The organism is Kitasatospora sp. NPDC001261, from assembly GCF_042896795.1.
Taxonomy (GTDB): Bacteria; Actinomycetota; Actinomycetes; order Streptomycetales; family Streptomycetaceae; genus Kitasatospora.
The window spans coordinates 411,405-435,213 of record NZ_JBIAXP010000001.1 but is presented as its reverse complement, the minus strand read 5'-3'; the positions used below and the strand labels follow the sequence as shown (position 1 = coordinate 435,213).

General features: G+C 74.1%; 24 protein-coding genes and 3 tRNA genes. 13 read left to right on the top strand and 14 right to left on the bottom strand.

All coding sequences use genetic code 11. The features are described from left to right. Positions 1-74 precede the first annotated feature (74 nt). Both ACFY4B_RS01995 and ACFY4B_RS01990 read right to left on the bottom strand, forming a co-directional pair. Positions 75-1,508 carry an FGGY family carbohydrate kinase gene (locus tag ACFY4B_RS01995; RefSeq protein ID WP_380745223.1) on the bottom strand — a complete coding sequence of 478 codons (1,434 nt, stop codon included), beginning with the start codon at positions 1,506-1,508 and terminating at the stop codon, positions 75-77. A gap of 169 nt (positions 1,509-1,677) precedes the next feature. Next, positions 1,678-1,983, bottom strand: coding sequence for a hypothetical protein (locus ACFY4B_RS01990; RefSeq protein ID WP_310593127.1), 306 nt, complete (start codon positions 1,981-1,983; stop codon positions 1,678-1,680). A gap of 229 nt (positions 1,984-2,212) precedes the next feature. Here ACFY4B_RS01990 and ACFY4B_RS01985 point away from each other — a divergent pair. Beyond that, positions 2,213-2,285 (top strand) — tRNA-Asn (locus tag ACFY4B_RS01985). Positions 2,286-2,346: 61 nt separating this feature from the next. Then, a tRNA-Asn gene (locus tag ACFY4B_RS01980) sits at positions 2,347-2,419 on the top strand. Positions 2,420-2,553: 134 nt separating this feature from the next. Here ACFY4B_RS01980 and ACFY4B_RS01975 read toward each other — a convergent pair. After that, positions 2,554-3,300 (bottom strand): serine protease, encoded by a 747-nt coding sequence (locus ACFY4B_RS01975; protein WP_053111986.1) that lies wholly within the window; start codon positions 3,298-3,300, stop codon positions 2,554-2,556. 117 nt (positions 3,301-3,417) lie between these two features. Then, positions 3,418-4,281, bottom strand: coding sequence for a serine protease (locus ACFY4B_RS01970; protein ID WP_117487690.1), 864 nt, complete (start codon positions 4,279-4,281; stop codon positions 3,418-3,420). Between the two features lie 189 nt (positions 4,282-4,470). Between ACFY4B_RS01970 and ACFY4B_RS01965 the strand changes: the two genes are divergently transcribed. The 5 genes from ACFY4B_RS01965 (at position 4,471) to ACFY4B_RS01945 (ending at position 7,830) form a co-directional block, all read left to right on the top strand. Then, positions 4,471-4,544, top strand: a tRNA-Ile gene (locus tag ACFY4B_RS01965). Between the two features lie 303 nt (positions 4,545-4,847). Then, positions 4,848-5,795 carry an SPFH domain-containing protein gene (locus ACFY4B_RS01960; protein ID WP_380781117.1) on the top strand — a complete coding sequence of 316 codons (948 nt, stop codon included), beginning with the start codon at positions 4,848-4,850 and terminating at the stop codon, positions 5,793-5,795. Between the two features lie 9 nt (positions 5,796-5,804). Beyond that, positions 5,805-6,077, top strand: coding sequence for a hypothetical protein (locus ACFY4B_RS01955; protein ID WP_387966225.1), 273 nt, complete (start codon positions 5,805-5,807; stop codon positions 6,075-6,077). 41 nt (positions 6,078-6,118) lie between these two features. Next, entirely contained in the window at positions 6,119-6,823 is a 705-nt protein-coding gene (locus ACFY4B_RS01950) for a GPP34 family phosphoprotein (RefSeq protein WP_387826979.1), read from the top strand. A gap of 95 nt (positions 6,824-6,918) precedes the next feature. Beyond that, positions 6,919-7,830 (top strand): 1-aminocyclopropane-1-carboxylate deaminase/D-cysteine desulfhydrase, encoded by a 912-nt coding sequence (locus ACFY4B_RS01945; RefSeq protein ID WP_117487564.1) that lies wholly within the window; start codon positions 6,919-6,921, stop codon positions 7,828-7,830. 156 nt (positions 7,831-7,986) lie between these two features. Here ACFY4B_RS01945 and ACFY4B_RS01940 read toward each other — a convergent pair whose 3' ends face one another. Together ACFY4B_RS01940 and ACFY4B_RS01935 are read right to left on the bottom strand one after the other, a co-directional pair. Continuing rightward, positions 7,987-9,564: an LCP family protein gene (locus ACFY4B_RS01940; RefSeq protein WP_387966224.1), complete on the bottom strand. Its 1,578-nt coding sequence runs from the start codon at positions 9,562-9,564 to the stop codon at positions 7,987-7,989. 126 nt (positions 9,565-9,690) lie between these two features. Continuing rightward, on the bottom strand, positions 9,691-10,155 hold the full coding sequence (locus tag ACFY4B_RS01935; RefSeq protein WP_074000762.1) for a MarR family winged helix-turn-helix transcriptional regulator: 465 nt from the start codon (positions 10,153-10,155) through the stop codon (positions 9,691-9,693). A 124-nt stretch (positions 10,156-10,279) separates the two neighbouring features. Between ACFY4B_RS01935 and ACFY4B_RS01930 the strand changes: the two genes are divergently transcribed. Both ACFY4B_RS01930 and ACFY4B_RS01925 read left to right on the top strand, forming a co-directional pair. Next, the gene (locus ACFY4B_RS01930) at positions 10,280-11,308 is read left to right on the top strand and encodes an NADP-dependent oxidoreductase (RefSeq protein ID WP_049656683.1); all 1,029 of its coding nucleotides are present in this window, start codon (positions 10,280-10,282) and stop codon (positions 11,306-11,308) included. 363 nt (positions 11,309-11,671) lie between these two features. After that, entirely contained in the window at positions 11,672-12,166 is a 495-nt protein-coding gene (locus tag ACFY4B_RS01925; RefSeq protein ID WP_049656686.1) for a DUF3145 domain-containing protein, read from the top strand. 97 nt (positions 12,167-12,263) lie between these two features. Here the strand turns inward: ACFY4B_RS01925 and fabF are convergent, their stop codons facing one another. From fabF to ACFY4B_RS01900, 5 genes are all read right to left on the bottom strand, one after another. Then, entirely contained in the window at positions 12,264-13,529 is a 1,266-nt protein-coding gene (gene fabF / locus ACFY4B_RS01920) for a beta-ketoacyl-ACP synthase II (protein WP_049656688.1), read from the bottom strand. A 186-nt stretch (positions 13,530-13,715) separates the two neighbouring features. Beyond that, positions 13,716-13,961 carry an acyl carrier protein gene (locus ACFY4B_RS01915; RefSeq protein WP_049656691.1) on the bottom strand — a complete coding sequence of 82 codons (246 nt, stop codon included), beginning with the start codon at positions 13,959-13,961 and terminating at the stop codon, positions 13,716-13,718. A 75-nt stretch (positions 13,962-14,036) separates the two neighbouring features. Then, positions 14,037-15,068 (bottom strand): beta-ketoacyl-ACP synthase III, encoded by a 1,032-nt coding sequence (locus ACFY4B_RS01910; protein WP_049656693.1) that lies wholly within the window; start codon positions 15,066-15,068, stop codon positions 14,037-14,039. Continuing rightward, complete coding sequence (locus ACFY4B_RS01905) at positions 15,065-16,018, bottom strand: ACP S-malonyltransferase (protein ID WP_049656695.1); 954 nt, start codon at positions 16,016-16,018, stop codon at positions 15,065-15,067. Before ACFY4B_RS01905 ends, ACFY4B_RS01910 begins: the two co-directional genes overlap by 4 nt. Before the next feature lie 91 nt (positions 16,019-16,109). Next, positions 16,110-17,306 (bottom strand): CdaR family transcriptional regulator, encoded by a 1,197-nt coding sequence (locus tag ACFY4B_RS01900; protein ID WP_074001159.1) that lies wholly within the window; start codon positions 17,304-17,306, stop codon positions 16,110-16,112. A 224-nt stretch (positions 17,307-17,530) separates the two neighbouring features. Here ACFY4B_RS01900 and ACFY4B_RS01895 point away from each other — a divergent pair, with 224 nt between their 5' ends. Next, entirely contained in the window at positions 17,531-18,307 is a 777-nt protein-coding gene (locus ACFY4B_RS01895; protein ID WP_074000764.1) for a pirin family protein, read from the top strand. Here the strand turns inward: ACFY4B_RS01895 and ACFY4B_RS01890 are convergent. Beyond that, positions 18,304-19,137 (bottom strand): serine hydrolase domain-containing protein, encoded by an 834-nt coding sequence (locus ACFY4B_RS01890; RefSeq protein WP_380778104.1) that lies wholly within the window; start codon positions 19,135-19,137, stop codon positions 18,304-18,306. The genes ACFY4B_RS01895 and ACFY4B_RS01890 overlap by 4 nt on opposite strands. Before the next feature lie 132 nt (positions 19,138-19,269). Here ACFY4B_RS01890 and ACFY4B_RS01885 point away from each other — a divergent pair, with 132 nt between their 5' ends. Then, positions 19,270-19,773 (top strand): MerR family transcriptional regulator, encoded by a 504-nt coding sequence (locus tag ACFY4B_RS01885; protein ID WP_107086472.1) that lies wholly within the window; start codon positions 19,270-19,272, stop codon positions 19,771-19,773. After that, positions 19,770-20,783 (top strand): aldo/keto reductase, encoded by a 1,014-nt coding sequence (locus tag ACFY4B_RS01880; RefSeq protein WP_387966223.1) that lies wholly within the window; start codon positions 19,770-19,772, stop codon positions 20,781-20,783. The genes ACFY4B_RS01885 and ACFY4B_RS01880 overlap by 4 nt, the downstream gene beginning before the upstream one ends. Before the next feature lie 52 nt (positions 20,784-20,835). Here the strand turns inward: ACFY4B_RS01880 and ACFY4B_RS01875 are convergent, their stop codons facing one another. Then, positions 20,836-21,414 carry a TIGR03086 family metal-binding protein gene (locus tag ACFY4B_RS01875; RefSeq protein ID WP_049652636.1) on the bottom strand — a complete coding sequence of 193 codons (579 nt, stop codon included), beginning with the start codon at positions 21,412-21,414 and terminating at the stop codon, positions 20,836-20,838. A gap of 111 nt (positions 21,415-21,525) precedes the next feature. Between ACFY4B_RS01875 and ACFY4B_RS01870 the strand changes: the two genes are divergently transcribed. Then, entirely contained in the window at positions 21,526-22,515 is a 990-nt protein-coding gene (locus ACFY4B_RS01870) for a helix-turn-helix transcriptional regulator (protein WP_380778099.1), read from the top strand. On the opposite strand, the gene ACFY4B_RS01865 is transcribed toward ACFY4B_RS01870, so the two are convergent. Then, on the bottom strand, positions 22,512-23,726 hold the full coding sequence (locus ACFY4B_RS01865; protein WP_259316584.1) for an alpha/beta hydrolase family protein: 1,215 nt from the start codon (positions 23,724-23,726) through the stop codon (positions 22,512-22,514). The two genes, ACFY4B_RS01870 and ACFY4B_RS01865, sit on opposite strands and share 4 nt — an antisense overlap. Positions 23,727-23,809: the final 83 nt, after the last annotated feature.

The window sequence follows — 23,809 nt, the reverse complement described above, 5'->3', positions numbered from 1 at the left end:
CGGGTGCCGGGCGACGCATCCGCGCGGTCCGCCGCCCCCGTTCCGGGGCTTGGTCCGTCACCCCCGCTCCGGGGTCAGGCCGCCGCCTCCGGGTGGACCTGGTCGCGGGCGGCCCGGTACTGCTGACGCACCGCCGAGCCGATCGCCAGGTCCTGCTCCCCGTCGGGCTCGACGGTCTCGGCGTCGGGCAGCTCCCACTCCGGGGGCTGCGGGGTGCCGGCCAGCGCCCAGGCGGCCTGCCGGGCGGCCCCGCGGGCGGCGTGCGCGCCGGGCGGCGGCACCACGACCGGGACGCCGAACAGCATCGGGGCGATGTGCCGGACGGCGGGCAGCCGCCCGGCCGTGCCGAGCAGGAACACCCGCTTCACCGGGACGCCCCGGGCGCGCAGCACGTCGAGGGCGTCGGCGATGTTGCAGAGCATGCCCTCGACGGCGGCCCGGGCCAGGTGCTGAGGGGTCATCGCCTCGGCCCGCAGGCCGGTCAGGGTGCCGGCCGCGTGCGGCAGTGCGGGGGTGCGCTCGCCGTCCAGGTACGGCAGCAGCACCAGGCCGTAGGCGCCGGGGGAGGAGTGCAGGGCGAGGTCGCTCAGGCCCTCCAGGTCCCGGCCGAGCAGGGCGGCCGTGGAGCGGAGCACCTGGGCGGCGTTGAGGGTGGCGACCATCGGCAGGTGCCGGCCGCTGGCGTCGGCGAAGGAGGAGACCAGGCCGGACGCGTCGACCACGGCCTCCTCGTGCACCGCGAAGATCGTCCCGGCGCTGCCGAGCGAGACCACCGCGTCGCCCGGGCCGAGGCCCAGGCCCAGCGCGGCGGCCATGTTGTCCCCGGTGCCGGCCGAGATCAGCAGGCCCTCGGGGGTGTGCCCGGCGGGCTCGGCCGGGGGCAGGACGTCGGGCAGTCTGAGCTCGTGGCCGAGCGCCAGCTCCACCAGGTCCTGCCGGTACTCGCCGGTGATCGGCGACCAGTAGCCGGTGCCGGAGGCGTCGCCGCGGTCGGTGGTGCGGCGCTTGGGGTGGCCGAGCAGCTGCCAGACCAGCCAGTCGTGCGGCAGCAGCACCTCGGCGACCCGGCGGGCGTTGGCGGGCTCGAACTCGGCCAGCCAGCGCAGCTTGGCGACGGTGTACGTGGGGGCCGGCACGGAGCCGATCGCGGCCGTCCAGGCGGCCGGGCCGCCGAGGGCGTCCAGCAGTTTGGCGGCGGCGCCGCTGGAGCGCGGGTCGTTCCAGAGGATCGCCGGGCGGACCAGCACCCCGCCCGCGTCGAGGCCGATCATCCCGTGCTGCTGGGCGCTGACCCCGATCGCCCGGACGCTCTCCAGCAGGCCGCCGGTCGCGGCGTCGCCGAGCGAGTGCAGCCAGACCTGGGGGTCGGCCTCGCCCGGGCGCAGGTCCTGGTCCTCGGGGACGGGGTGCGGCGCCTTGCCGGAGCGCAGGACGGCGCCGGTGTCGGCGTCGCACGCGACGATCCTGGTGCGGTTGGTCGAGCTGTCTATCCCCGCGACGATGGCCATGCCGAGATCATGCCTCAGCCCGGCCCCGGACGCGTCCGGGCCGGGCGGCCTGTTGCGGGTTCGCGACCCCGGGGCGGGGTCCGCTTCGCCCAGCTGTCACCGTCCCGTCACGGACGGCGGGTACCCGGCCCGACCGCCCCGGGTGAGGCGGTCGGGCCGGGCCCGGCGCTCACGGCCGGAAGGTCCCCCAGCCGTCGTCCTCCGCCCTGGTGCGGTTGAAGTACGGCACCCGGTCGGTGACGGCGTTCGGCAGCCGGTCGCCGACCCGGCCGGCGACCGCGTCGGCCGCCTTCCCGGCCACCGCACCGGCCTGCTGCCGGGCCCGGTCGGTCGCGTTCTGGACCGTGGGGTTCCGGGCGATCTCCCGGGTGACCTTGGCGATCTGTTCGTAGCGCTGGCGCCCGGCTCGCGAGCCCAGGACGTAGCCGGCCGCGAAACCCACGGCCAACGACAGCTTCCACATGGTCGGATCCACCCTCTCCTGGCGGCCTCTGCCGCATTGCCCTACCCGTACGTCGGGACGGCGAACCGTCCGCGCCCCAGCATCCCCGGCCCCGTCGCCGGGCGCGCGCGGGGCACGCCGGGCGGCGATCCGGGGGCGATCCGGGAAAGCGATTGGCGGACCACCCCCCCGAGTGCGCTAATGTATGTCCCGCAGCGAGCGCCGAGGAGCCCGGGAGACCGGGGGCCGAGGCGGGAGCCGATCCCCCATAGCTCAATTGGCAGAGCAGCCGACTGTTAATCGGCAGGTTATTGGTTCGAGTCCAATTGGGGGAGCTCGGGAGAAGGCCCTCCGGGGTCCTGTTCCCGTCCGTGGTACGGAAGTTGGGTACCGCGATCCCGCATAGCTCAATTGGCAGAGCAGCCGACTGTTAATCGGCAGGTTATTGGTTCGAGTCCAATTGCGGGAGCTGCACCGGGCCTGCCCGGTGACTGCTCAGAGCGAAGGCCCCTCGGTCGACCGGGGGGCCTTCGTGTTGTCCCCGGCCGGCTCCGCGGCGTGACGTGCGCGACACCGCCCCCGGCGCCGGGGGCGGTTCCCGGGTCAGGCGGTCGCCTTCCGGTAGAGCTCGGCGACCCGCTGGTCGAAGGTGACGCTGTACGAGGTGCCGGGGGTCTCCCCGCCCTCCTGGTAGCCGCCGATCACGCCGACCACCGCGCCGTTCGAGGTGACCCACGGGCTGCCGCTGGTGCCGTCGGTGTAGCCGCCGCAGTCGAAGCGCTCCTGGGTGGCGCTCTGCGAGCTGGTGCGGACGGCGCAGGTGATCGGCTCGTCGCTCTCGTTCGGGTAGCCGGTGACCGAGACGGACAGCCCGAAGCCCTGGCCGGTGCCGACCGGGTTGCCGCCGACCGCCTCCTCGACCTGCCGGCCGTCGACCGGGCCCACCGTGACGAAGGCCACGTCGTACTCGGGGTCGTCGCCGGCCGCCCAGCGCGGGTCGACGGTGATCGCCTGCACCGGCCAAGTCCCGTACGGGGTAGACCCGTTGCGGTAGCCGGGGGTGAACACCAGGCCGTCCAGCAGGCCGATCCGGCGGGTCTGCACGCAGTGCGCCGCGGTGACCAGCAGGTTGCCCCGGGGGCTGTGCACCACGCTCGCGGTGCAGGCCCGCGGTCCCTGCGCGGTGTGGATGGAGAGGGTGCCGATCCGGTCCCGGGCGGGGCTCCGCTGCGCGACCTCGGCGCGGGGCGCCGCGTCCTGCCCGCCGCAGGCGGTGCCGGCGGCCAGCAGCAGGGCGGCCAGCGCGACCGTTCGTGCCGTGTGCGCGGGCCGCGCCGGGCGGGAGGCCATCGGGGCTCCGTCTCGTCCTCGGGGCGGGCACCGGGGCCGTGCGTTCCGCCGTTCGTGAGGAAGATCTACCAGGCCGGGCCCGGCGGCGCCACCGCCGGGGTCCCGCCCGCCGCCCGGTCAGCCGGTGGCGCGGTCGTACAGCGCCTGGACGCGGTCGCCGAAGTAGCTGCTGTACGAGGTGTCCGGGCTGTTGCCGCCCTCCTGGTAGCCGCCGATCACGCCGACCACGGTGCCGGTCCTGGTGCTCGGGTCGAAGTCGGTGACCCAGGGGCTGCCGCTGGTGCCGCCGGTGTAGTCGGGGCAGTCGATCCGCAGCTGGGTGGGGCTCTGCTGGAGGGTGGTGTTGGAGCAGGTGATCGGGACGCCGCTGCTGCTCGGGTAGCCGGTGATCTTCACCGGGAGCCGGTAGCCGCGGTTGACGCCCAGTCGGTTGGCGCCGAGCACCTGTTGGACCTGCTGCCCGTTCTGGGCCTGGACGACCGCGAAGGCGACGTCCATGTCCGGGTCGGCGTGGTCGTTCCAGGCGTCGTCCACGGTGACGGCCAGCAGCGGCCAGACGCCGCTGGGGGTGTCGCCGTCGCGGTAGCCGGGAACGAAGACCAGGTCGCCGCGCCGGCCGAGCTTCGGGTCCCAGACGCAGTGGGCGGCGGTGACGACGAGGTTGAGCCCGGCGCTGTCGACCACGCTGGCGGTGCAGAAGTGGTCGCCGGTGGCGTTGCGGGTGAACACCGCGCCGACCAGGCCGTTGAGCACGGTGGGCTTGGCGGTGCGGGTGACGCCGGTGTGCCGGCCGGACGCGCCCTTGAACCGCTGACGGTTCCAGCCGTGGCTGTTGACGGCGGTGGAGGTGGCGGCGGTGGTGGGTGGTGCGGAGGTGACGGTCGGGGAGCTTCCGCCCGGCCGCGCCGCGGTGGTGCAGCCCGCCGCGGCCAGCACCAGCGCGAGCGCCGCGGCCGCCGCCCCCGTCCCACGTGTCGTCATCCGCCCAGGCTGCCCCGGACGGGTGCCCCGCCGCCACCCGGGCTGCGCCGCCCGGGAGGGGCGCACCGTCGCGCACCCAGGTGCGCCCCCGGCGAGCATCACGGGTGATCGACCGGCTATGCTGCCCGGGACGGCCTCGCTGGGGCCGTCTGCTGCTGCCGTGTCGACGACCGGCGCGCGCGGCGAACCGGGGCGGTAGCTCAGCCGGTTAGAGCAGGGGACTCATAATCCCTTGGTCGTGGGTTCGAGTCCCACCCGCCCCACCTTCTCGATGTGCGACGAGTGTCGTGACGACCCTTCGCGGGCGGGCCGCCGAGCCGGGGCCCCGCCGCCTTTCCACCGCATGCGACGTCGCAGAGTCTAGGCCGCGGCCACCCTCCTTCCCCGTGTGGCGCGCCGGAATTCACCCGCCCGTGGGCATCGGTCCCGACCGTCCCCGACGGCTCTCCGCCGCCTTCTCCGCGGCTGTTCATCCCTCCTTCCCGTCACCGGACCCTGGCGCCGCGCGCTCAAAAAGTGATATCACTTTGCCATCGGATGTGGATGCTCGCCGAAGGAGTCGCCCCATGACCACCCCGCCTTTCGCCGTCGAGGACGGTGCCGTTCTGGACCTCCCGGTCCCCAAGATCACCGAACGGGCCATCACCGGGGCGGCCGGCCTGCCGGTCCTCGGCGGCACGCTGCTCGGCCTGCTCGCCGGAGTCGGCTCGTTCGTCGCCGGGGCGGTCCAACTCTCCGGCAGCGGAAAGGGGTTGGGCATCGGGCTGATGGTCCTCGGGCCGGTGCTGCTGCTCGGCTCGGTGGTGCTGATGTGCGGGCTGACGGTGGTCTCGCCCGGACAGGCCCGGGTGGTCCAGCTGCTCGGGCGCTACCGGGGCACCGTCCGCGCCGAGGGCATGACCTGGCTGAACCCCTTCACCAGCCGGCGCCGGATATCCACCCGGATCCGCAACCACGAGACGGAGACCACCAAGGTCAACGACGCGGACGGCAACCCGATCGAGATGGCCGCCGTGGTGGTCTGGCAGGTCGAGGACACCGCGATGGCGGTCTTCGAGGTGGACGACTACGCCGACTTCGTCGCCATCCAGACCGAGACGGCCGTACGGCACATCGCCACCAGCTACCCGTACGACGCCCACCACGAGGGCCAGTTGTCGCTGCGCGACGGCGCGGACGAGATCGCCCGCAAGCTCTCCACCGAGATCGCCGCCCGGGTCGCCGCGGCCGGAGTGCGGGTCATCGAGTCCCGGATCACCAGGCTCGCGTACGCTCCGGAGGTCGCCCAGGTGATGCTCCAGCGCCAGCAGGCCGGGGCCGTGGTGGCGGCGCGCAGGCTGATCGTCGAGGGCGCCGTCGGTATGGTCGAGGAGGCGCTGGACCGGCTCGCCGAACGCGATGTCGTGGAGCTGGACGAGGAGCGCAAGGCCGCCATGGTGAGCAACCTCCTGGTGGTGCTCTGCGGCGACCGCGGCACCCAGCCCGTCGTGAACACGGGCTCCCTCTACCAGTAAGGCGAGGCCTTGGCGACGGAACGGAAGAAGCTCCTGTTGCGACTGGACCCTTCAGTTCACGACGCGCTGGCCCGGTGGGCCGGGGACGAACTGCGCAGCACCAACGCCCAGATCGAGTTCCTGCTCCGCCGCGCCCTCACCGACGCCGGCCGGATGCCCGGCGGCGCGGCCCGGCTCCCCCGGCGCGGACGCCCGCCCAAGGAGAGCCCGCCCGAGGAGAACCCGGAGAGCCGCCCGGAGAACCCGGAGGGTCCGCAGAGCGGTGGTTCCGCGGCGGACTGACCGCGGCGGGCCGGGCACCGACCGAACGACCGGAGAACGAGATGGACCTGCTCGCCAAACTGCCCAGCAAGCCGCCCGCCGACCTCCCCGTCAACCTGCCCGAGAAGCTGTACCTGCTCGCCTACGACCCGCGGCGCGGGCGGATCACCCGGCAGTCCACGCTCCACCTGGTGCTGCAGGCGGCGGCGCTGACCGAACTGCTGCGCCGCGGACTGGTGCGCGAGGAGGGCCGGACGGCCGTCGCGAGGGTCCGGGACTCCGCCGCCTCGGCCGGCCTCGACCCGTACAGCGCCCACCTGCTGGGCCGGATCCAGGAGAAGCGGCCGCACAGCTGGAGCTGGTGGATCGGCCGCGCCCCCAGCGTCGGGCGCGACCAGCCGGCCCGGCGGATCCGGGAGGGCCTGGCGGAGGCGGGCTGGATCGGCCTCCAGCAGGGCCGGGCGGCCGGGGTGTTCCCGGTCACCCGGGTCACCCTGGACGGGCCCGAGGTGCGCGCGGCGCTGGCGGCCTCCGTCACCGCCGCGCTGAAGGGCCCGCTCAGCCGGGTGGACCCGGCCGACGCGGCGCTGGTGGCCCTGGCCGCCGCGGGGCGGCTGCGCACGGTGCTGGATCCCAAGCAGCGCCGGGAGCACCGCGGCCGGATCGAGAAGCTGTACCCGGCGGCCGGCCCGGTCCCGAAGGCGCTCGGCTCGGCCCTCGCCTGGCGCCAGGCGAGCCACACGGCGGAGATCGCCGTCCTGGGCTGACGGGCCGTCCACGGGGGTGGCGGCCCGTCCCGGGGCGCGGAGCCGGCCGCCGCACCGGCGGGCCGGGCTCCGCGCGTCCGCCTTATGCTGGCCGGATGCTCGAAGCCGCCCTGCTGCCGACCCCGCTGGTGGACTGCACCGACGAGGCCTTCGCCCGGGCCGGGGTGGAGCTGCGGCTGAAGCGGGACGACCTGCTGCACCCGACCGTCCCCGGCAACAAGTGGCGCAAGCTGGCGCCCAACCTGGCCGCCGCCGTGGAGCGGGGCCACACCCGGCTGCTGACCTTCGGCGGCGCCTACTCGACCCACCTGCGGGCCGTCGCGGCCGCCGCCGGGGCGCTCGGACTGGAGAGCGTGGGGCTGGTCCGCGGCGAGGAGCTGGCCGACCGGCCGCGCAACTGGTCGCTGCGGGCCGCCGAGGCGGCCGGGATGCGGCTGGAGTTCCTGACCCGGGCCGCGTACCGGGAGGCCACCGGCCGGGCCGAGGGGGAGGACGGCGCGGCGGACCCGCTCCGCCGCTGGGGCCCCTGCCTGGTGCTCCCGGAAGGCGGCTCCAACGCCCTGGCCGCCGTCGGCGCGGCCGCGATCCCGGCCGAACTGCCCGACCTCGGCGAGCGGGACGTGGTCTGCTGCCCGGTCGGCACCGGCGGCACCCTGGCCGGCATCGCGGCCGGCCTGCCGGCGGGCGCCCGGGCACTCGGGGTGGCGGTGCTGCGCGGCGGCGAGGGCTACCTGGAGGAGGAGGTCGCCCGGCTGCACCGGGCCGCCTACGGGCGCGGGTTCGACAACTGGCGGATCGACCACGGGCACCACGGCGGTGGCTACGGGAAGGTCCCGGCCGAGCTGGCCGGCTTCGCCGAGCGGTTCGAGCGCCGCCACGGCGTCCCGCTGGAGCGCCGCTACGTCGCCAAGCTGCTCGCCGCGCTGGCGGACCTGGCGGCGGCGGGCGCCTTCCCGCGCGGCACCCGCCTCACCGCCGTCGTCACCGGGCTGCCGGATCCGGAGTAGCGGCCGGCGGCCGTCGGGGCGAGGCGCCCACGGTTCAGCCGCGCGAGGTGCCCGCCCGGACGCCGGGCTGCCCGCCCTCCCCGGGCGAACGCGGGGAGGACGGGCGGGAGTTCGACGGGCGGCCCGGCCCTCAGGCGGGCCGGAGGCCGGGCGCGGTCAGCCGAAGGTCAGGTTCGCGCACGGGTCGGTGTCGGCGGTGCGGGTGTTCTCCGCTATGCCGGTGGGGACGCCGCCCGGGAGGGCGCCGGGGGTGCTGCCCGCGGTGGCGCCCGGGGCCCCTGCCGCCCCGGCAGGGGCCCCGGCGGCAGCCCCGGGCGCGGTCCCGGCACCGGGCTCCGGGCTCGGGGCGGCCACCGCGTCGATCCGGGTGCCCGCCCCGCGGTAGTCGGCGCCGAGGGTGACGGTGATCGCCCCCGAGCCGGGCTCCTCGACCGCCTTGGCACCGGGGAAGAGCGCCACGACCTGGTCGGCGACGGCCTTCAGCGCGGGGTCGTAGGAGACCTGGGTGGCCTGCTGCCCGGGGGAGTTGGGGCCGAGGGTGATGCTCCGGAAGCCGCGCGCCTTGAGCGTCTCGGCGCCGGAGCCGGCCAGGCCGGGCGTGCCGACCCCGTTGACCACGGTGATCGGCGCCGCGGCCTGCTCCGGGGTGAGCGGCGTGGCCGGGGCGGCCGGGGCACCCGGGTCGGCGCCGGGGGAGGAGGTCACCTGGCCCGTCCCGGAGGTGCTCTGCCCGTCCAGGGTGCGGTCCTCGCGCAGCAGCTTCCAGAGCGCGTCGGCGTCCGGCTGGACCAGCCGCACCCGCTCGCCGGCGAAGCGCCAGGGGGCGGTGACGAAGGAGACGTCCGAGAGCTTGATGTCCTGGATCGAGCGGGCGAAGTCCACCAGCTTCATCGCGGTGCCGAGACCCTCGTCCACGGTGAGCGACTTGGTGGCCGCGTCGGCCAGCGGCAGCAGGGTGGGCAGCGAGAAGCCCTGGCCCTGCACCTTCTTGATCATCGACGAGAGGAAGGCCTGCTGGCGCTTCATCCGGCCGATGTCGGAGTTGTCGCCGATGCCGTGGCGAGCTCTCAGGTAGTCCACCGCGGACTGCCCGGAGAGCTTCTGGAGGCCCTTCTTGAGGTGTATGCCGAACTGGTTGACGTCGTTGGGCACGCAGGCCTCCACGCCGCCCACGGCGTCGGACATCGCGGCCGCGCCCTTGAAGTCGACCACGACGGTGTGGTCGATCCGCAGCCCGGTCAGCTTCTCGACGGTGTTCTGGGTGCAGGCCGGGTTGCCGCTCTCCGCCAGGCCGACGGTGAAGGCGGAGTTGAACATCTGGTCGTTCTTCGGCGTCGTCCAGCTGCCGTTCGGCAGCTTGCAGGACGGGATGGTGACCAAGGTGTCGCGGGGGATCGAGACGCCGACGGCGTGCTTGTGGTCGGCGTAGATGTGCACCAGGATCGCGGTGTCCGAGTGGCCGACGCCCTCGTCGCCGCCGCCCAGCGAGTCGTTGCCCCCGTCGCGGGTGTCCGAGCCGAGCAGCAGCACGTTGACCGGCACCTGGGCGCCGGGGCTGGCCGGCACGGCGGCGGGCGGGCGCTCGGTGGCGACGCCGCCCGGGTCGAAGGTGGTGATGTTGTTGTCCAGCCGGTGGTAGAACCAGGCTCCGGCACCCGCGACCGACAGCACCAGTGCGGCGGCCAGGCCGATGGCGGTCCGCAGGTAGCGGCGCCGACGCGCACTGCTGCTCATCCTCAGTGCCCCCCGTCTTCAGGTATCTCGCGTTCGATGTTCGATGTTCGAACGTTAGACGTTCCGGGAGGCGGTTCGGTTACCCCCCCGGGGCCAACGGACAGCCCCCGGGACCTGTGATGCTGGTCACGCGCCAGGGCCGGAGGCGCCCGCGAGCATCCTCCGGAGCAGGTCGCGCAGGGCCGTCCGCTCGTCCGGGCCGAGTGCGGCCAGCGGCTCGCGGGCGAAGTTGAGCGACTCGCGGAGCTCCTCGGAGGCGGCCGAGCCGGTGCCGGTGGCGGCGACCAGCTTGACCCGGCGGTCGTGCCGGTCGGCCTCGCGGGTGACGAAGCCGCGGGATTCGAGCCGGTCGACGATGCCGGTGATGTTGGAGGGCTCGCAGCTGAGTGTCTGGGCGATCTGGCGCATCGGCATCGGTCCGCGCCGCAGCAGGGCGAGCACCTTGGCCTGGGCGCCGGTGAGCGAGCGGGCGGCGGCGGCCTCCTCGTACTCGCGGTGGAACAGCGCGACCAGGTTGGCCATCAGGTCGACGACCTCGCGGGTGATCTCGTCGGGCTGCGGCGTGGCGTCCTCGACGGGCTGGGTCTCCATGGTCAAAAGTCTACCTGAAAAGTTGACAGGGTGAACCTTTCATGTCCATCGTTACTTCAGTTCATCAACCTTTCATGTTGTGAACAGCGCCTGAACCCGCACCCGAACCCTCAAGGAGCCCCCGATGGCAGAGCAGGCCGCCACCCCCGCGACCGCCCGTGAATGGCACCTCGCCGCCCGCCCCCAGGGCTGGCCGGTGCCGACCGACTTCGCCCTGGTCGAGGCCCCGGTCCGGACCCCCGGCCCGGGCGAGGTCCTGGTCCGCAACGTCTACCTCTCGGTGGACCCGTACATGCGGGGCCGGATGTCGGACCGCAAGTCCTACGCGGAGCCGTACGAGCTGGACAAGCCGATGCTGGGCGGCGCGGTCGGCCGGGTCGTCGCCTCGCGGGCGGAGGGCTTCGCCGAGGGCGACTACGTCCTGCACTTCTTCGGCTGGCGCGAGTACGCGACGTTCGACCCCAGGACGGCCGTCAAGGTGGACCCGGACGCCGCGCCGCTCTCCACCTACCTGGGCGTGCTGGGCATGCCGGGGCTGACCGCGTACGCGGGGCTGACGCGGGTCGCCGGGATCAAGGCCGGCGACGTGGTGTTCGTGTCCGGCGCGGCCGGCGCCGTGGGCGGCATCGTCGGCCAGCTCGCCAGGCTGAAGGGCGCGTCGCGGGTGATCGGCTCCGCCGGCTCGGACGAGAAGGTCGAACTCCTGGTGGAGGAGTACGGGTTCGACGCCGCGTTCAACTACAAGAACGGTCCGGTGGCCGACCAGCTCCGGGCGGCGGCCCCCGACGGCATCGACGTGTACTTCGACAACGTGGGCGGCGAGCACCTCGAAGCGGCGATCGACTCGATCAACCTGCACGGGCGCATCGTGGTCTGCGGCATGATCTCGCAGTACAACGCCACCGAGCCCACTCCGGCCCCGCGCAACCTGGCGCAGATCATCGCCAAGCGCTTCCGCATGGAGGGGCTGCTCGTCGGCGACCACTACGACCTCCAGCCGAAGTTCGTCGAGGAGGTCTCGGCGTGGGTGCGCTCCGGTGAGCTGAAGTACCGCGAGACGGTGAGCGAGGGCATCGACGGCACGGTGGACGCCTTCCTCGGCCTGCTGAGCGGCGTCAACACCGGCAAGATGGTCGTCCGCCTGGACGGCTGACGATCCGTCAGGAGACCCGACCGCCCCGCCGCCCCCACCGGGCGGCGGGGCGGTCCGTCATGTGCGGCCCGCGGTCGGGCGCGGGCGCCGCGGCCGCACTACCGCATTCCGTCCGGATCCGAAAGTGCGTCATCCATCCTGTGGCGCCTCGCGGTACGGTGGTCCCGCCGACGATGGGGCCGTTCGGGGGAGAGATCCGGCCGAGGGGTAGACCTCGTTGAGGATTCGACTAGCATTGAGCGAAAGCCTGTCCGTTTTGCTCAATTTAGTAGCTTAATGTCGGCTAACGTGAGTAACTGCGGATCAACTGCAGGCACGAGGCAGCTGGGGAAGGCGACCCTCGTCCACAGCCTGGAGGTCCCGGTGACGACACGTGGAGTCCTGTACGTCCACTCCGCGCCCCGCGCGCTGTGCCCGCACGTCGAGTGGGCCGTCGCGGGGGTGCTCGGTGTGCGGGTGAGCCTGGACTGGATCCGCCAGCCGGCCGCACCCGGGCACTGGCGTGCCGAGCTCTCCTGGCAGGGGGAGCCCGGTACGGCTTCGAAACTCGCCTCCGCGCTGCGCGGCTGGCAGCTGATGCGGTACGAGGTGACCAGCGAGCCCTGCGCCACGGCGGAGGGGGAGCGGTACAGCAGCACGCCCTCGCTCGGCATCTTCCACGCCGTCACGGGCATCCACGGCGACATCCTGATCCCCGAGGACCGGTTGCGCGCCGTCCTGCTGCGCGCCCGCAGCGAGGGCGCCGACCTGGAGGCCGAGATCGCCCGGCTGCTCGGCAAGCCCTGGGACGACGAGCTGGAGCCGTTCCGGTACGCGGGCGAGGGCGCGCCGGTGCGCTGGCTGCACCAGGTGGTCTGAGGCCGCCCCCCCGGGGGCAGGCGGACAGGGACGGACCGGACGGGTACGACGAAGGGGCCGGCGCTCACGGCGAGCGCCGGCCCCTTCGTCACGGGCGTCAGTGGGTGCGGAAGGCCAGCACCACGTTGTGGCCGCCGAAGCCGAACGAGTTGTTCAGCGCGGCGATCCGGCCCTCGGGCAGCTTGCGGGCCTCGTCGCGGACGATGTCGGCCTCCACGTCGTCGTCCAGCTCGTCCACGTTGATGGTCGGCGGGGCGATCCGGTGGTACAGGGCCAGCACGGTGGCGACGGTCTCGATGCCGCCGGCGCCGCCCAGCAGGTGGCCGGTCATCGACTTGGTGGCCGAGACGGCGATGTGGTCGAGGTCGTCGCCCAGCTCCTTGCGCAGCGCCTTCAACTCGGCGGTGTCGCCCTGCGGGGTCGAGGTGGCGTGCGCGTTGACGTGCACGATCTCGGCCTTGTCCAGCTCGTTGCGCTCGAACAGGTCGGCCAGCGCGCGGGCCACGCCGGCGCCGGTCGGCTCGGGCTGGGCGATGTGGTGGGCGTCCGAGGACAGGCCCTGGCCCACGGCCTCGCAGTAGATCCGGGCGCCGCGCGCCTCGGCGTGCTCGATCGACTCCAGCACGACCACGCCGGCGCCCTCGCCCAGCACGAAGCCGTCGCGGCCCTTGTCGTAAGGGCGGGAGGCGCGCTGGGGCTGGTCGTTGTTCTTGGACATCGCCATCATGTTGGCGAACGCGGCGATCGGCAGCGGGTGGATCGCGGCCTCGGTGCCGCCGGCCACCACGACGTCGGCGCGGCCGGTGCGGATCATCTCGATCGCGTAGCCGATCGCCTCGGCGCCGGAGGCGCAGGCGGAGACGGGGGTGTGCACACCCGCGCGGGCGCCGACCTCCAGACCGACGTTGGCCGCCGGGGAGTTGGGCATCAGCATCGGGACGGTGTGCGGGGAGACCTTGCGGGCGCCCTTCTCCTTCAGCACGTCGTACTGGTCGAGGAGGGTGGTCACGCCGCCGATGCCGGAGGCGATGACGGTGCCCAGGCGCTCGGGGGCGAGCTTGGAGGACTCGTCGGTGGCGGGGGTCTCGAAGCCCGCGTCGGCCCAGGCCTCGCGGGCGGCGATCAGCGCGAACTGGGCCGAGCGGTCCAGCTTGCGGGCCAGCGGGCGGGGCAGGATGGTGCCGGGCTCGACGGCGGTGCGTGCGGCGATCTTGACGGGCAGGTCCTCGGCCCACTCCTCGGTCAGGGCGACCACGCCGGACTTGCCGGCGACCAGGTTCTCCCAGGTGCTGGCGGCGTCGGCGCCCAGCGGCGTGAAGGCGCCGATACCCGTGACGACCACGGTGCGGTTTTCAGCGGTCACTGGTTTCTTCTTCTCTCACGTGTGCAGGGGTCGGCGGCGTGCCGAGGATGGGCCCGGCCGGGCGCCCCGGTGAGGGGGCGTCCCGGCCGGTGGGGTCGGTCGGGCTCCACGAGCCCGGCCGACCGGTCAGCCCCCGCCGGCGTACGGGACGCCGGGCGGGCTGGCCGAGTCGAACGACTCGATCGCTCAGGCGGCGTTGGCGAGGATGTAGTCCACCGCGTCGCCGACGGTCTTCAGGTTCTTGACCTCGTCGTCCGGGATCTTGACGTCGAAGCGCTCCTCGGCGGCCACGACGACCTCGACCATGGACAGCGAGTCGACGTCCAGGTCATCGGTGAAGGACTTGTCGAGCGCGACATCCTCGGTCGGGATACCGGCGATCTCGTTGACGATCTCGGCGAGACCTTCCAGGACCTCGTCCTTGGTAGCCATACTGGCTGCTCCTCTTCGGTGTTGAACGCGTCCGGCCGGCGGCCGGACACAGGCTTGTGGATTGGGCGAATGCGCCTAGGGGAGAGTAACGACTGCCGCGGCGTACACGAGACCCGCCCCGAACCCGATGATCAGGGCCAGGTCCCCGCTGTGGGCCTCACCGCTCTCCAGCATGCGTTCCATCGCCAGCGGGATGGAGGCGGCGGAGGTGTTGCCGGTCTCGGCGATGTCGCGGGCGACGGGCACCGACTCCGGCAGCTTGAGCGCCTTGATCATGGCATCCGTGATCCGCATGTTGGCCTGGTGCGGGATGAACGCGCCGAGCTGGTCGGCGGTGATCCCGGCGGCGTCCAGCGCCTGCTGGGCCACCTTGGCCATCTCCCACACCGCCCAGCGGAAGACCGGCTGGCCGTCCATCCGCAGGGCCGGCCACTTGGTCTCCTCGCCCGCGCCGTTGACGGCGTCGGACTTGGCGAAGGCGGTGTCCCAGGCCTCGGTCTGGGTGATCAGGTCGGCCTGCGAGCCGTCCGAGCCCCAGACCAGCTTGCCGATGCCGGGAGTGTCGGACGGGCCGACGACCACGGCGCCGGCGCCGTCGCCGAAGATGAAGGCGGTGGAGCGGTCCGACCGGTCGGTCAGGTCGCTGAGCCGCTCGACGCCGATGACCAGCACGTACTCGGCGTTGCCGCCGCGGATCATGCCGTCGGCCAGGCCCAGGCCGTAGCCGAAGCCGGCGCAGGCGGCCGAGATGTCGAAGGCCGGGGCGGTGCCGCAGCCGAGCCGCTCGGAGATCTCGGTGGCGATCGCCGGGGTCTGCTTGAAGTGCGAGACGGTCGAGACGATCACGCCGCCGATCTGCTCGGCGGTGATCCCGGCCTGGGCGATCGCCTTGCCGGCGGCCTGGACGGACATCTCGGAGACGGACTCCTCCGGGCCGGCCCAGCGGCGCTCGGCGATCCCGCTGCGGGTGCGGATCCACTCGTCCGAGGAGTCGATCCACTCCAGGACCTCGGAGTTGGGGATCACCCGGACCGGACGGTAGCCGCCGACGCCGAGGATGCGCGAGTACTGCGCGCCGCTCACCGGACGGATCTGGGGCTTGGTCATGCCTGGTTCTCCTGCTCCTGACCGCCGTGCTCCGCGACGAGCGCGCGGGCCTTGTCCAGATCGGCGGGGGTCTTGAGGGCGAGCGTGGCCACACCCTTGAGGTTGCGCTTGAGCAGCGCGGTGAGGGTGCCGGCCGGGGACAGCTCGATCACGGCCGTCGCGCCCAGCTGCCCGAGGGTCTCCATGCAGAGGTCCCAGCGGACCGGGTTGGAGACCTGCGACACCAGGCGGGCGAGGACCTCCGCGCCGGAGTCCACGACCGCGCCGTCCTTGTTGGAGACGTAGCGGACCTTCGGGTCGGCCACGCTGGTCAGGGTCGGGGCCAGCTCGGCCAGCCGCTCGACGCCCGGGGCCATGTGCTCGGTGTGGAAGGCGCCGGCCACCTTGAGGGCCACCAGCTTGGAGCGGGTCGGCGGGTCCGCCTTCAGCGCCTCCAGCTGGTCCAGCGTGCCGGCGGCGACGATCTGGCCGCCGCCGTTGTTGTTGGCCGCCGTCAGGCCGTGCTCGGCCAGCTTGGCCGCGACCTCCTCCGGCTCGCCGCCGAGCAGGGCGAGCATGCCCGTCTCGGTGACGGCGGCGGCCTCGGCCATGGCCCGGCCGCGCTCGCGCACGAAGGTCAGCGCGTCGTGGGCGGTGAGCACCCCGGCGCCGGCGGCGGCGGTGATCTCACCGACGCTGTGGCCGGCCACGGCACCGACCAGCGCACGGGCGGCGTCCTCGTCCGGGAACAGCTCCCGGGCGGTCACCAGACCGGCCGCGACCAGCAGCGGCTGGGCGACGGCGGTGTCCTTGATCTCCTCGGCGGACGCCTCGGTCCCGGCGTGCACCAGGTCGAGCCCGGCGACCTCCGACCAACCGCGCAGGCGGTCGGCGACGCCGTCGAGCTCCAGCCAGGGGCTGAGGAAACCGGGGGACTGGGCACCCTGTCCAGGGGCGACGATTACGAGCACGGTTCAACCCTCTCTCGCCAGGCGCCCAGGGGCGGGTAGGCGACGGTAACGAAGAAAACCATCCGGGATTGTATGGTCCCTACACTCCGGCTCAGCCGGGCTCCCCGACGGCGTCCAGCCGGCCGAGGGCCAGTGCGATCCGCAGAGTGAACGCCGAACGTACGTCGGAGGGGGCGTACCCCGTGACGTCAGTCACACGTCGTAGCCGGTAGCGCACCGTATTCGGGTGGACGAAGAGCATCCGGGCCGCACCCTCCAGCGAGGAGGCCTGCTCCAGGTAGACACTCAGCGTCTCCAGCAGGGCGGAGCCGGCCTCGTCCAGCGGTGTGTAGATCTCCTCCACCAGCTGGCGGCGCGCGGCCTGGTCGCCGGCCAGCGCCCGCTCGGGCAGCAGGTCGTCGGCCAGCACCGGGCGGGGGGCGTCCGGCCAGGCGGCGCAGGCCCGCAGGCCGGCCGCGGCGGCGGCGGCCGAGCGGGTCGCGGAGAGCAGGTCGGGCACGGTCGGGCCGACCACCACCGGGCCCGGCGCGAACTGGCCGATCAGCGCGCGGGCCGCGTGCACCGGCTCCTTCTCGCCGCCGACCACGACCACCAGGCGCTTGCCCAGCACCCCGGTCAGCACGTTCAGCTTGGCGTACCGGGCGGCCCGGCGGATCGCCTCGACCACCAGCTCGCTGTCGCCGTCCGGCGCGCTGCCCATCACCACCCGGACCTGGCTGGGCTGGCCCCAGCCGAGCGCCGCGGCCCGCGAGAGCACGCCCTCGTCGGCGTCGCCGGACAGCAGCGAGTTCACCACCAGCGCCTCCAGCCGGGCGTCCCAGGCGCCGCGCGCCTCGGCGGCCTGGGCGTACACCTGGGCGGTCGCGAAGGCGATCTCCCGGGCGTAGACCAGCACCGACTCGCGCATGTCCGCCTCGTCGCCGGGGGCGGCCACCTCCTCGATGGCCTCCTCCATCACCTCGATCGTGGTGCGGATCAGCTCGACGGTCTGGCGCAGGGTGATCGCCCTGGTCAGCTCGCGCGGGGCGGTGCCGAAGACGTCGGTGGAGATCGCCTGGGCGGCGTCGGGGTGGCGGTACCACTCGGTGAAGGCGGCGATGCCGGCCTGGGCGACCAGGCCGATCCAGGACCGGTGCTCCGGGGGCATCCGCCGGTACCAGCCGAGCTGGTCGTCCATCCGCGAGATCGCGGCGGTGGCCAGCTTGCCGGAGGACTTCTCCAGCCGCTTGAGCGTCGCGGCCCGGCGCTCGGCGCGCTCGGCGGCGTTTCTGCGCTCCTGCGCCGTCAGGCGGGGCGCCGCGCGGCCGGGGCGGTCACGGCCCGCCCGGGCGGCCGGGCTCTTCCCGGTGGGGTCGGCTGCGGGGCTGGGGCTGGGTTCGCTCTTGGAGTTCGCGGAAGCGGCTGGCACAAGGACAAGACTGCCTCACGCGAGTGACTGCTCGTGCACACCCCCCGGCGGAGCGGCGCGGTGGCAAGAGTCACACCCCGCGCGCCGGCGACTACGGTGGGGGCGTGACCGAAGCCGCCGACCGCCCCCGCGCCGACCTGCGCCGCACCGCCGAACGCTACCGCTCCGCCCCGGCCGAGGGCGTCGAGACCCGGCACGCGTTCTCCTTCTCGGGCCACTACGACCCGAAGAACACCCACTTCGGCGCGCTGCTCGCGTGCAACGAGGAACTCCTCGCCCCCGGCGCCGGGTTCGAGGAGCACAAGCACCGGGACACCGAGATCCTCACCTGGGTGCTGGAGGGAGCGCTGGCCCACCGGGACTCGTACGGCCACAGCGGGGTGGTCCGGCCCGGGATGGTGCAGCACCTCAGCGCCGGCTCCGGCGTCACCCACACCGAGCGCAACGTCGGCGGCGCCACCGGGCCGGTCCGCTTCGTCCAGATGTGGCTCCAGCCGGACGAGTTCGACGCGCCGCCCGCGTACGGCCTGCGCAAGGTGGAACCGGCGGACGGCGGGTTGACGCTGCTCGCCTCCGGCCTGGAGCGCGACGCCGGGACGGACGCCCTGCGGCTGCGACGCCGCGACGCCGCGCTCTGGCTGGCCACCGCCGGGCCGTGGCAGCCGCTGCCGCCGCTGCCCGAGGCGCCCTGGCGGTACGCGCACCTGACGGCCGGCTCGCTGGGCTACCGGACCGTCCCGGGGCCCAAGGGCGGCGGCCGCTCGATGGTCCCGGGCGACAGCGTGCGGATCACCGGCGAGGCCTTCGCCGACCCGGCGGCGGGGGAGACCGGCGCCGAACTCCTGCTCTGGGAGATGCACTCGCCGGTCTCGTACGGCTAGCCGTTCAGTTCCGCCAGCACCGCGTCCGAGAAGGCCGGCCAGGCCTCGACCGCCCACGGTCCGAAGTCCCGGTCGGTGAGCGCGACGCAGGCCGCGCCGGCCTGCGGGTCGACCCACAGGAAGGTGCCGGACTGGCCGAAGTGGCCGAAGGTTCCGGGGGAGTTGGCGGTGCCGGTCCAGTGCGGGCTCTTGCCGTCGCGGATCTCGAAGCCGAGGCCCCAGTCGTTCGGGCGGCGGTGGCCGTAGCCGGGCAGCACGCCGCTGGTGCCGGGGAAGGCGACCTCGCGGGTGGCCTGCCGGACGGTGGACGGGTCCAGCAGCTTGGGGGCCTGCAGCTCGGCGGCGAACCGGGTGAGGTCGGCGACGGTGGACAGGCCGCCGGCGCCGGCCGGGGACTTGTGGGCGGTGTGGATCAGGGTGTCCGTCATGCCCAGCGGCTCGAACACCGCCTCGGCGACGTAGCGGGAGAACTCGATCCCGGCGGCCTCGGAGAGCGTCCGGGCCAGCGCGTCGAAGCCCGCGTTGGAGTAGAGCCGGCGGTTGCCGGGCTCGGCGAACACCCGGTCCTCGTCGAAGCCCAGGCCGGAGGTGTGCGCGAGCAGGTGGCGGACGGTGGACCCGGGCGGCCCGGCCGGGTCGTCCAGCTCGAACACGCCCTCCTCCAGGGCGACCAGCGCCGCGTACGAGGTGAGCAGCTTGGTCACCGAGGCGAGCGGGAACAGGTGCTGCTGCGGCCCGTGCGCGCCCAGCACCGCGCCGTCCGCCGCCCGGACCACCGCCGCCGCGGCATGGGGCACCGGCCAGTTCTCGATCATCCGCAAGCTCTCCATGGGCCCGACTCTAGTCGCCGGGAAAATCCTCGGAAAAGGTGGTGGCGGGCCCACCCGGATGTCGGGCTTGCTTGGAGTGCACTCAAACTCTGTAGCGTCGTTCCCGTCGCACAGGACAAGGGGGAACGAGCGATGGCCGCACCCGCACGCATCGAGATCGACCTGCGCAGCTGCTCCGAGGTCTTCAGCCGCCCCGTCGGCGATCCGGACCCGAGCCCGAGGCACACCATCAGCGAGGTCGCCACGGCGAGCGGGCTGACCGCCCACACCCTGCGCTGGTACGAGCGGATCGGCCTGCTGGACCCGGTCGACCGGGCGGCGGGCGGCCAGCGCCGCTACTCCGACGCCGACCTGCACCGGCTGGCCTTCCTGGGCCGGCTGCGGCTGACCGGGATGTCGGTGGCGGACATGCTCAAGTACGTGGACATGGCCCGCCAGGGCGAGCAGACCTACGGGGAGCGTCGGCTGCTCCTGGAGGCCCAGCGCGAGGAGGTCCGACAGCGGATCGTGGACCTCCAGGCGACCCTCGCCGTCCTCGACTACAAGATCGACATCTATGCCGGGAAGGGCGCCGTCGGCGCCGGCATCCCGGCCAAGTGCCAGAACATCCATGGAGAGGAAGAGCAGAGCGCATGACTCAGACCGTCCTTCCCACCGTCGAACTCGGCACCGGCGGCCCGCTGGTGGGCGTCCAGGGCCTCGGCTGCATGGGCATGAGCGAGTTCTACGGCCCCACCGACGCCGACGAGGCGCTCGCCACCCTGGACGCCGCGCTGGAGACCGGCGTCACCCTCTTCGACACCGCCGACATGTACGGCTCCGGCCGCAACGAGGAGCTCATCGGCCCCTTCGTCCGGGCCAACCGGGACAAGGTGGTGCTCGCCACCAAGTTCGCCATCCTGCGCTCCGAGGAGGACGGCGCCGTCCGCGGCATCAGCAACGACCCGGCGTACATCCGGACCGCGGTGGACGCCTCGCTGCGCCGCCTCGGCGTGAACGAGATCGACCTGTACTACATGCACCGCCGCGACCCGGCCGTGCCGCTGGCCGACTCGGTCGGCGCCATGGCCGAACTGGTGAAGGCCGGCAAGGTGCGCCACCTCGGCCTGTCCGAGGTGACCGGGGCCGAGCTGCGCGAGGCGCACGCCGTCCACCCGATCGCCGCGCTCCAGTCCGAATGGTCGGTGTTCGCCCGCGACGTCGAGAGCACGGCGGTGCCGGCCGCGGCGGAGCTGGGCGTCGCCTTCGTGCCGTACTCGCCGCTCGGGCGGGGCTTCCTGACCGGCGCCTTCCAGGACGCCACGGAGCTCTCGGCGAACGACTACCGCCGCAACCACCCCCGCTTCACCGGCGACAACGCGGCCGCCAACGGCGAACTGCTCGACCCGCTGCGGGAGATCGCCGCGGCCCGCGGCGTCACGCTCGCCCAGGTCGCGCTGGCCTGGGTGCACCAGCGGGCCGAGGTGCACGGGCTGGCCGTGGTGCCGATCCCGGGCACCCGCAAGCGGAGCCGGCTCGCCGAGAACACCGCGGCGGCGACGCTGCGGCTGACCGCCGAGGAGCTGGCGCTGCTGGAGCCGGTGGCCGGCCGGGTGGCGGGGAGCCGCTACGCGGACATGAGCTCCACCTCGGCGGCGCGCGAGTAGCGGGCACCGGCGGCCCGGGGAGTCGGCGGACGCCCCGGGTCGGCCGCCGGGCTCAGACCGTACGGCCCGTCCAGGCGGCCAGCCGGGTGTGCACGTCGGCGTCCTCGGCGACCGGCCGGACGGCGGCGAACGGAACGCCCGGCACCCGCCGCTCGGCCGGCAGCACGAACTCGGCGATGCCCAGGGCGGTCCGCGCCAGGTCGTCGTCCAGGGCGAAGCCGTTGTCGAGGCTCCGGGCGATGTCCCCGGAGTGGGTCACCAGCTCCATCAGGTAGCCGCCGACCGCCATCGCGCCGGGCACCTCGCCCCAGGGGGCGACGGTCGGACGGCCGAGCTTGGCGTCGTCCGCCCAGGCGGCGGTCACCCGGGCGCGGGCCCGGCCCAGGGCGGCCGGCCAGCCCTCGTCGGACGGGTCCTCGATGGCGGCCACGGTGTCCTCGGCGTGGCCGCCCTCGCCCATGTACGCGAACCGGTGGACGCCGCCGACCACGTGGTTCAGCAGCCCGCGCAGGGTGAACTCGGTACAGGGCGTGGGCCGGTCGAGGTCGGCCGGGGTGACGGTGGCGAACAGCTTCTCCAGCTGGTCGAGGGCGGCCTGGTACTGCGGGCGGGCGTCCTGGACGGCGGTCATGGCGCTCAACTCCCTGGTGTCGGGTGGTCGTTCGGGCCCCTTGCGGGCCCGGAACGCAATCTCCCAGTAAAACCTGACAACGGCCGTCAGGATTACTGGGATTCTTGGACCATGAAGGCCGACCGCCTGCTCTCGATCCTCCTGCTGCTCCAGACCCGCGGCCGGGTGCCCGCCACCGAACTCGCCGAGCGGCTGGAGGTGTCCGTCCGCACCATCTACCGCGACGTCGAGTCGCTCTCCGCCGCCGGTGTGCCGGTGTTCACCGAACGCGGGCGGCACGGCGGCATCGGCCTGCTGCCCGGCTACCGCACCGACGTCACCGGCCTGACCGCGGACGAGGCCAGGGCGCTGTTCGTGCTCTCCGCCCAGGGCGCGCACAGCGACCTCGGGCTGGACGGCGCGCTCGGCTCGGCGCTGCGCAAGGTGATGGCGGCGCTGCCGGCCCCGCACCGGCCGGCCGCCGAGCGGGTCCGCGAGCGGATCCTGGTCGACCCGGCCCGCTGGATGCAGACCCCCGGCGCGGCCGGCCCCGCCGCCGGGCCGGACCTGGGCGAGCTGCAGTACGCCGTCTTCGCCGACCGGCGGCTGCGGCTGCGCTACCGGCACAGCGGCACGCCCGCGCCGGTGGAGTACACCGTCGACCCGTACGGGCTGGTGAGCAAGGCCGCGGTCTGGTACCTGGTGGCCGATCTGCACGGCGAGCCGCGGCTGTTCCGGGCCGACCGGGTGCTGGCCGCCGACACCACCGAGGAGGCGGTGCGCCGCCGGACCGGGGTCGGGCTCGGCGAGGTCTGGGCGGTGCTGCGCGAGCAGGTCGAACGGCTGCCGAAGGACGTGCCGGTGCGGGTGCGGGTCCGGCGCGGACGGCTGGACATGTTCCTGCGCATCCACGGCGGCCGGGTCACCGCACCGCCGCCGGAGCCGGGCGCCGTCCCGGCCGAGGAGTGGACCGAGGTGGCGATGGCCTTCCCGGCCCCGGCGGCCGTCCGGTCGCTGCTGGCCTTCGGCGCGGACGTCGAGGTGCTGGCCCCGCCGGCCGCCCGGCGCGAACTGGCCCGGGCGGCGGCGGAGGCCCTGCGGCTGTACGAAGACGGGTCTTAGGAGCCCGGGTTGGCCCGGACCACGTCCTGGTAGTGGCCGAGGGAGATCGCCGCGAAGTTGTGCAGGCTGTCGGTGCCCTCGGTGAGGTAGCCGTTGTGGCCGGCCGCGCGGGCCGAGGAGATCAGCTCGGAGCCGAAGCCGCTCGCGGCCGGGTCGGCGCCGTGGCCGAGCCCGCCGACCTCCATGAACGGCACGTTGCCGATCCAGTCGCTGGGGTTGCGGGTGGCCCAGAGGTGCACGCCCGCGCCCAGCTCGCCGGTGTTCTGCACGCCCATGCCCGGGCTGCCGAAGACCACCAGGTCGGTGATGCCGGAGGTGTCGGACGGCGAGGCGGCCGCGCGCGGAATGTCCGGGGCGGCCGTACCGCAGACCACCGAGCCGTACGAGTGGCAGAGCAGCGCCGGCGGCGCGTCCGGCCGGGTGGTCTCCTTGAGCCCGGCGAGCAGCCGCTCCAGCCGGGGGGCGGCGACGTCGGCGAGCCGGGAGGTGGCCGCGTCCGGGCCGAGGCCGGACGGGGTGACGTAGCCGGTCCAGGAGATCACGGCGGTCCGGGTGTCCGGGGCCTGGCGCTGCTCCTCGGTGTGGAGGGCGCGGGCCATGCCGGCCGGGGAGCGCAGCGGGTCGGCCGCCTGGTCGTGGTGGCCGAGGTCGGCGTCCGAGCCGGGGACGAGCACGGAGATCCGCTCGGCGTCGGCGAGGTCGCCCCACACCTCGGTGACCAGGCCGCGGCCGCGCGGGTCGAAGGCCAGGATCTGCCGGTCGGGGGCGAGCAGGTGCTCGACGTCGTTGGCGCGGGAGACGGCCAGCGCGCGGGTGTCGGAGTCCAGCGTGCCGTCGGCGGCGCGGGCCAGGGCCCGGTCGTGCTCGGCGGCCAGGGCGATCCGGTTGGCGCGGTAGCGCAGGTCCAGCGGGGCGCCGTCGTAGTTGCCGACGACCAGCGGGTAGTCCTGGATCAGCCGGTCCAGCTCGGTGGGCGCGAGCGAGGCGAAGAATGCCGCGGCGGCGGCCGGCGTGGTGGTCGCCGGGTCGGGCAGGGAGCGGCCGAAGGAGTGGTCCTCGACCCAGGCGGCGCTGCCGGCCGGGGGCGTGGAGATCGCCAGCTGTTCGGAGGAGACGGCGGCCGCGGCGGCGACGGCCCCGGCGTCGGCGAGCACCGCGCAGCCGGCGAACGCCCCGATCAGTACCCGCTTCCAGCGCCGACGGATGCGCACCGCACCAACTCCCTTGGGGCCCGCACCGTTTCGCGGGCGGTGGTGCCCGGAGGGTGCGATAGCTCTGCTGACTTCCCTGCGCA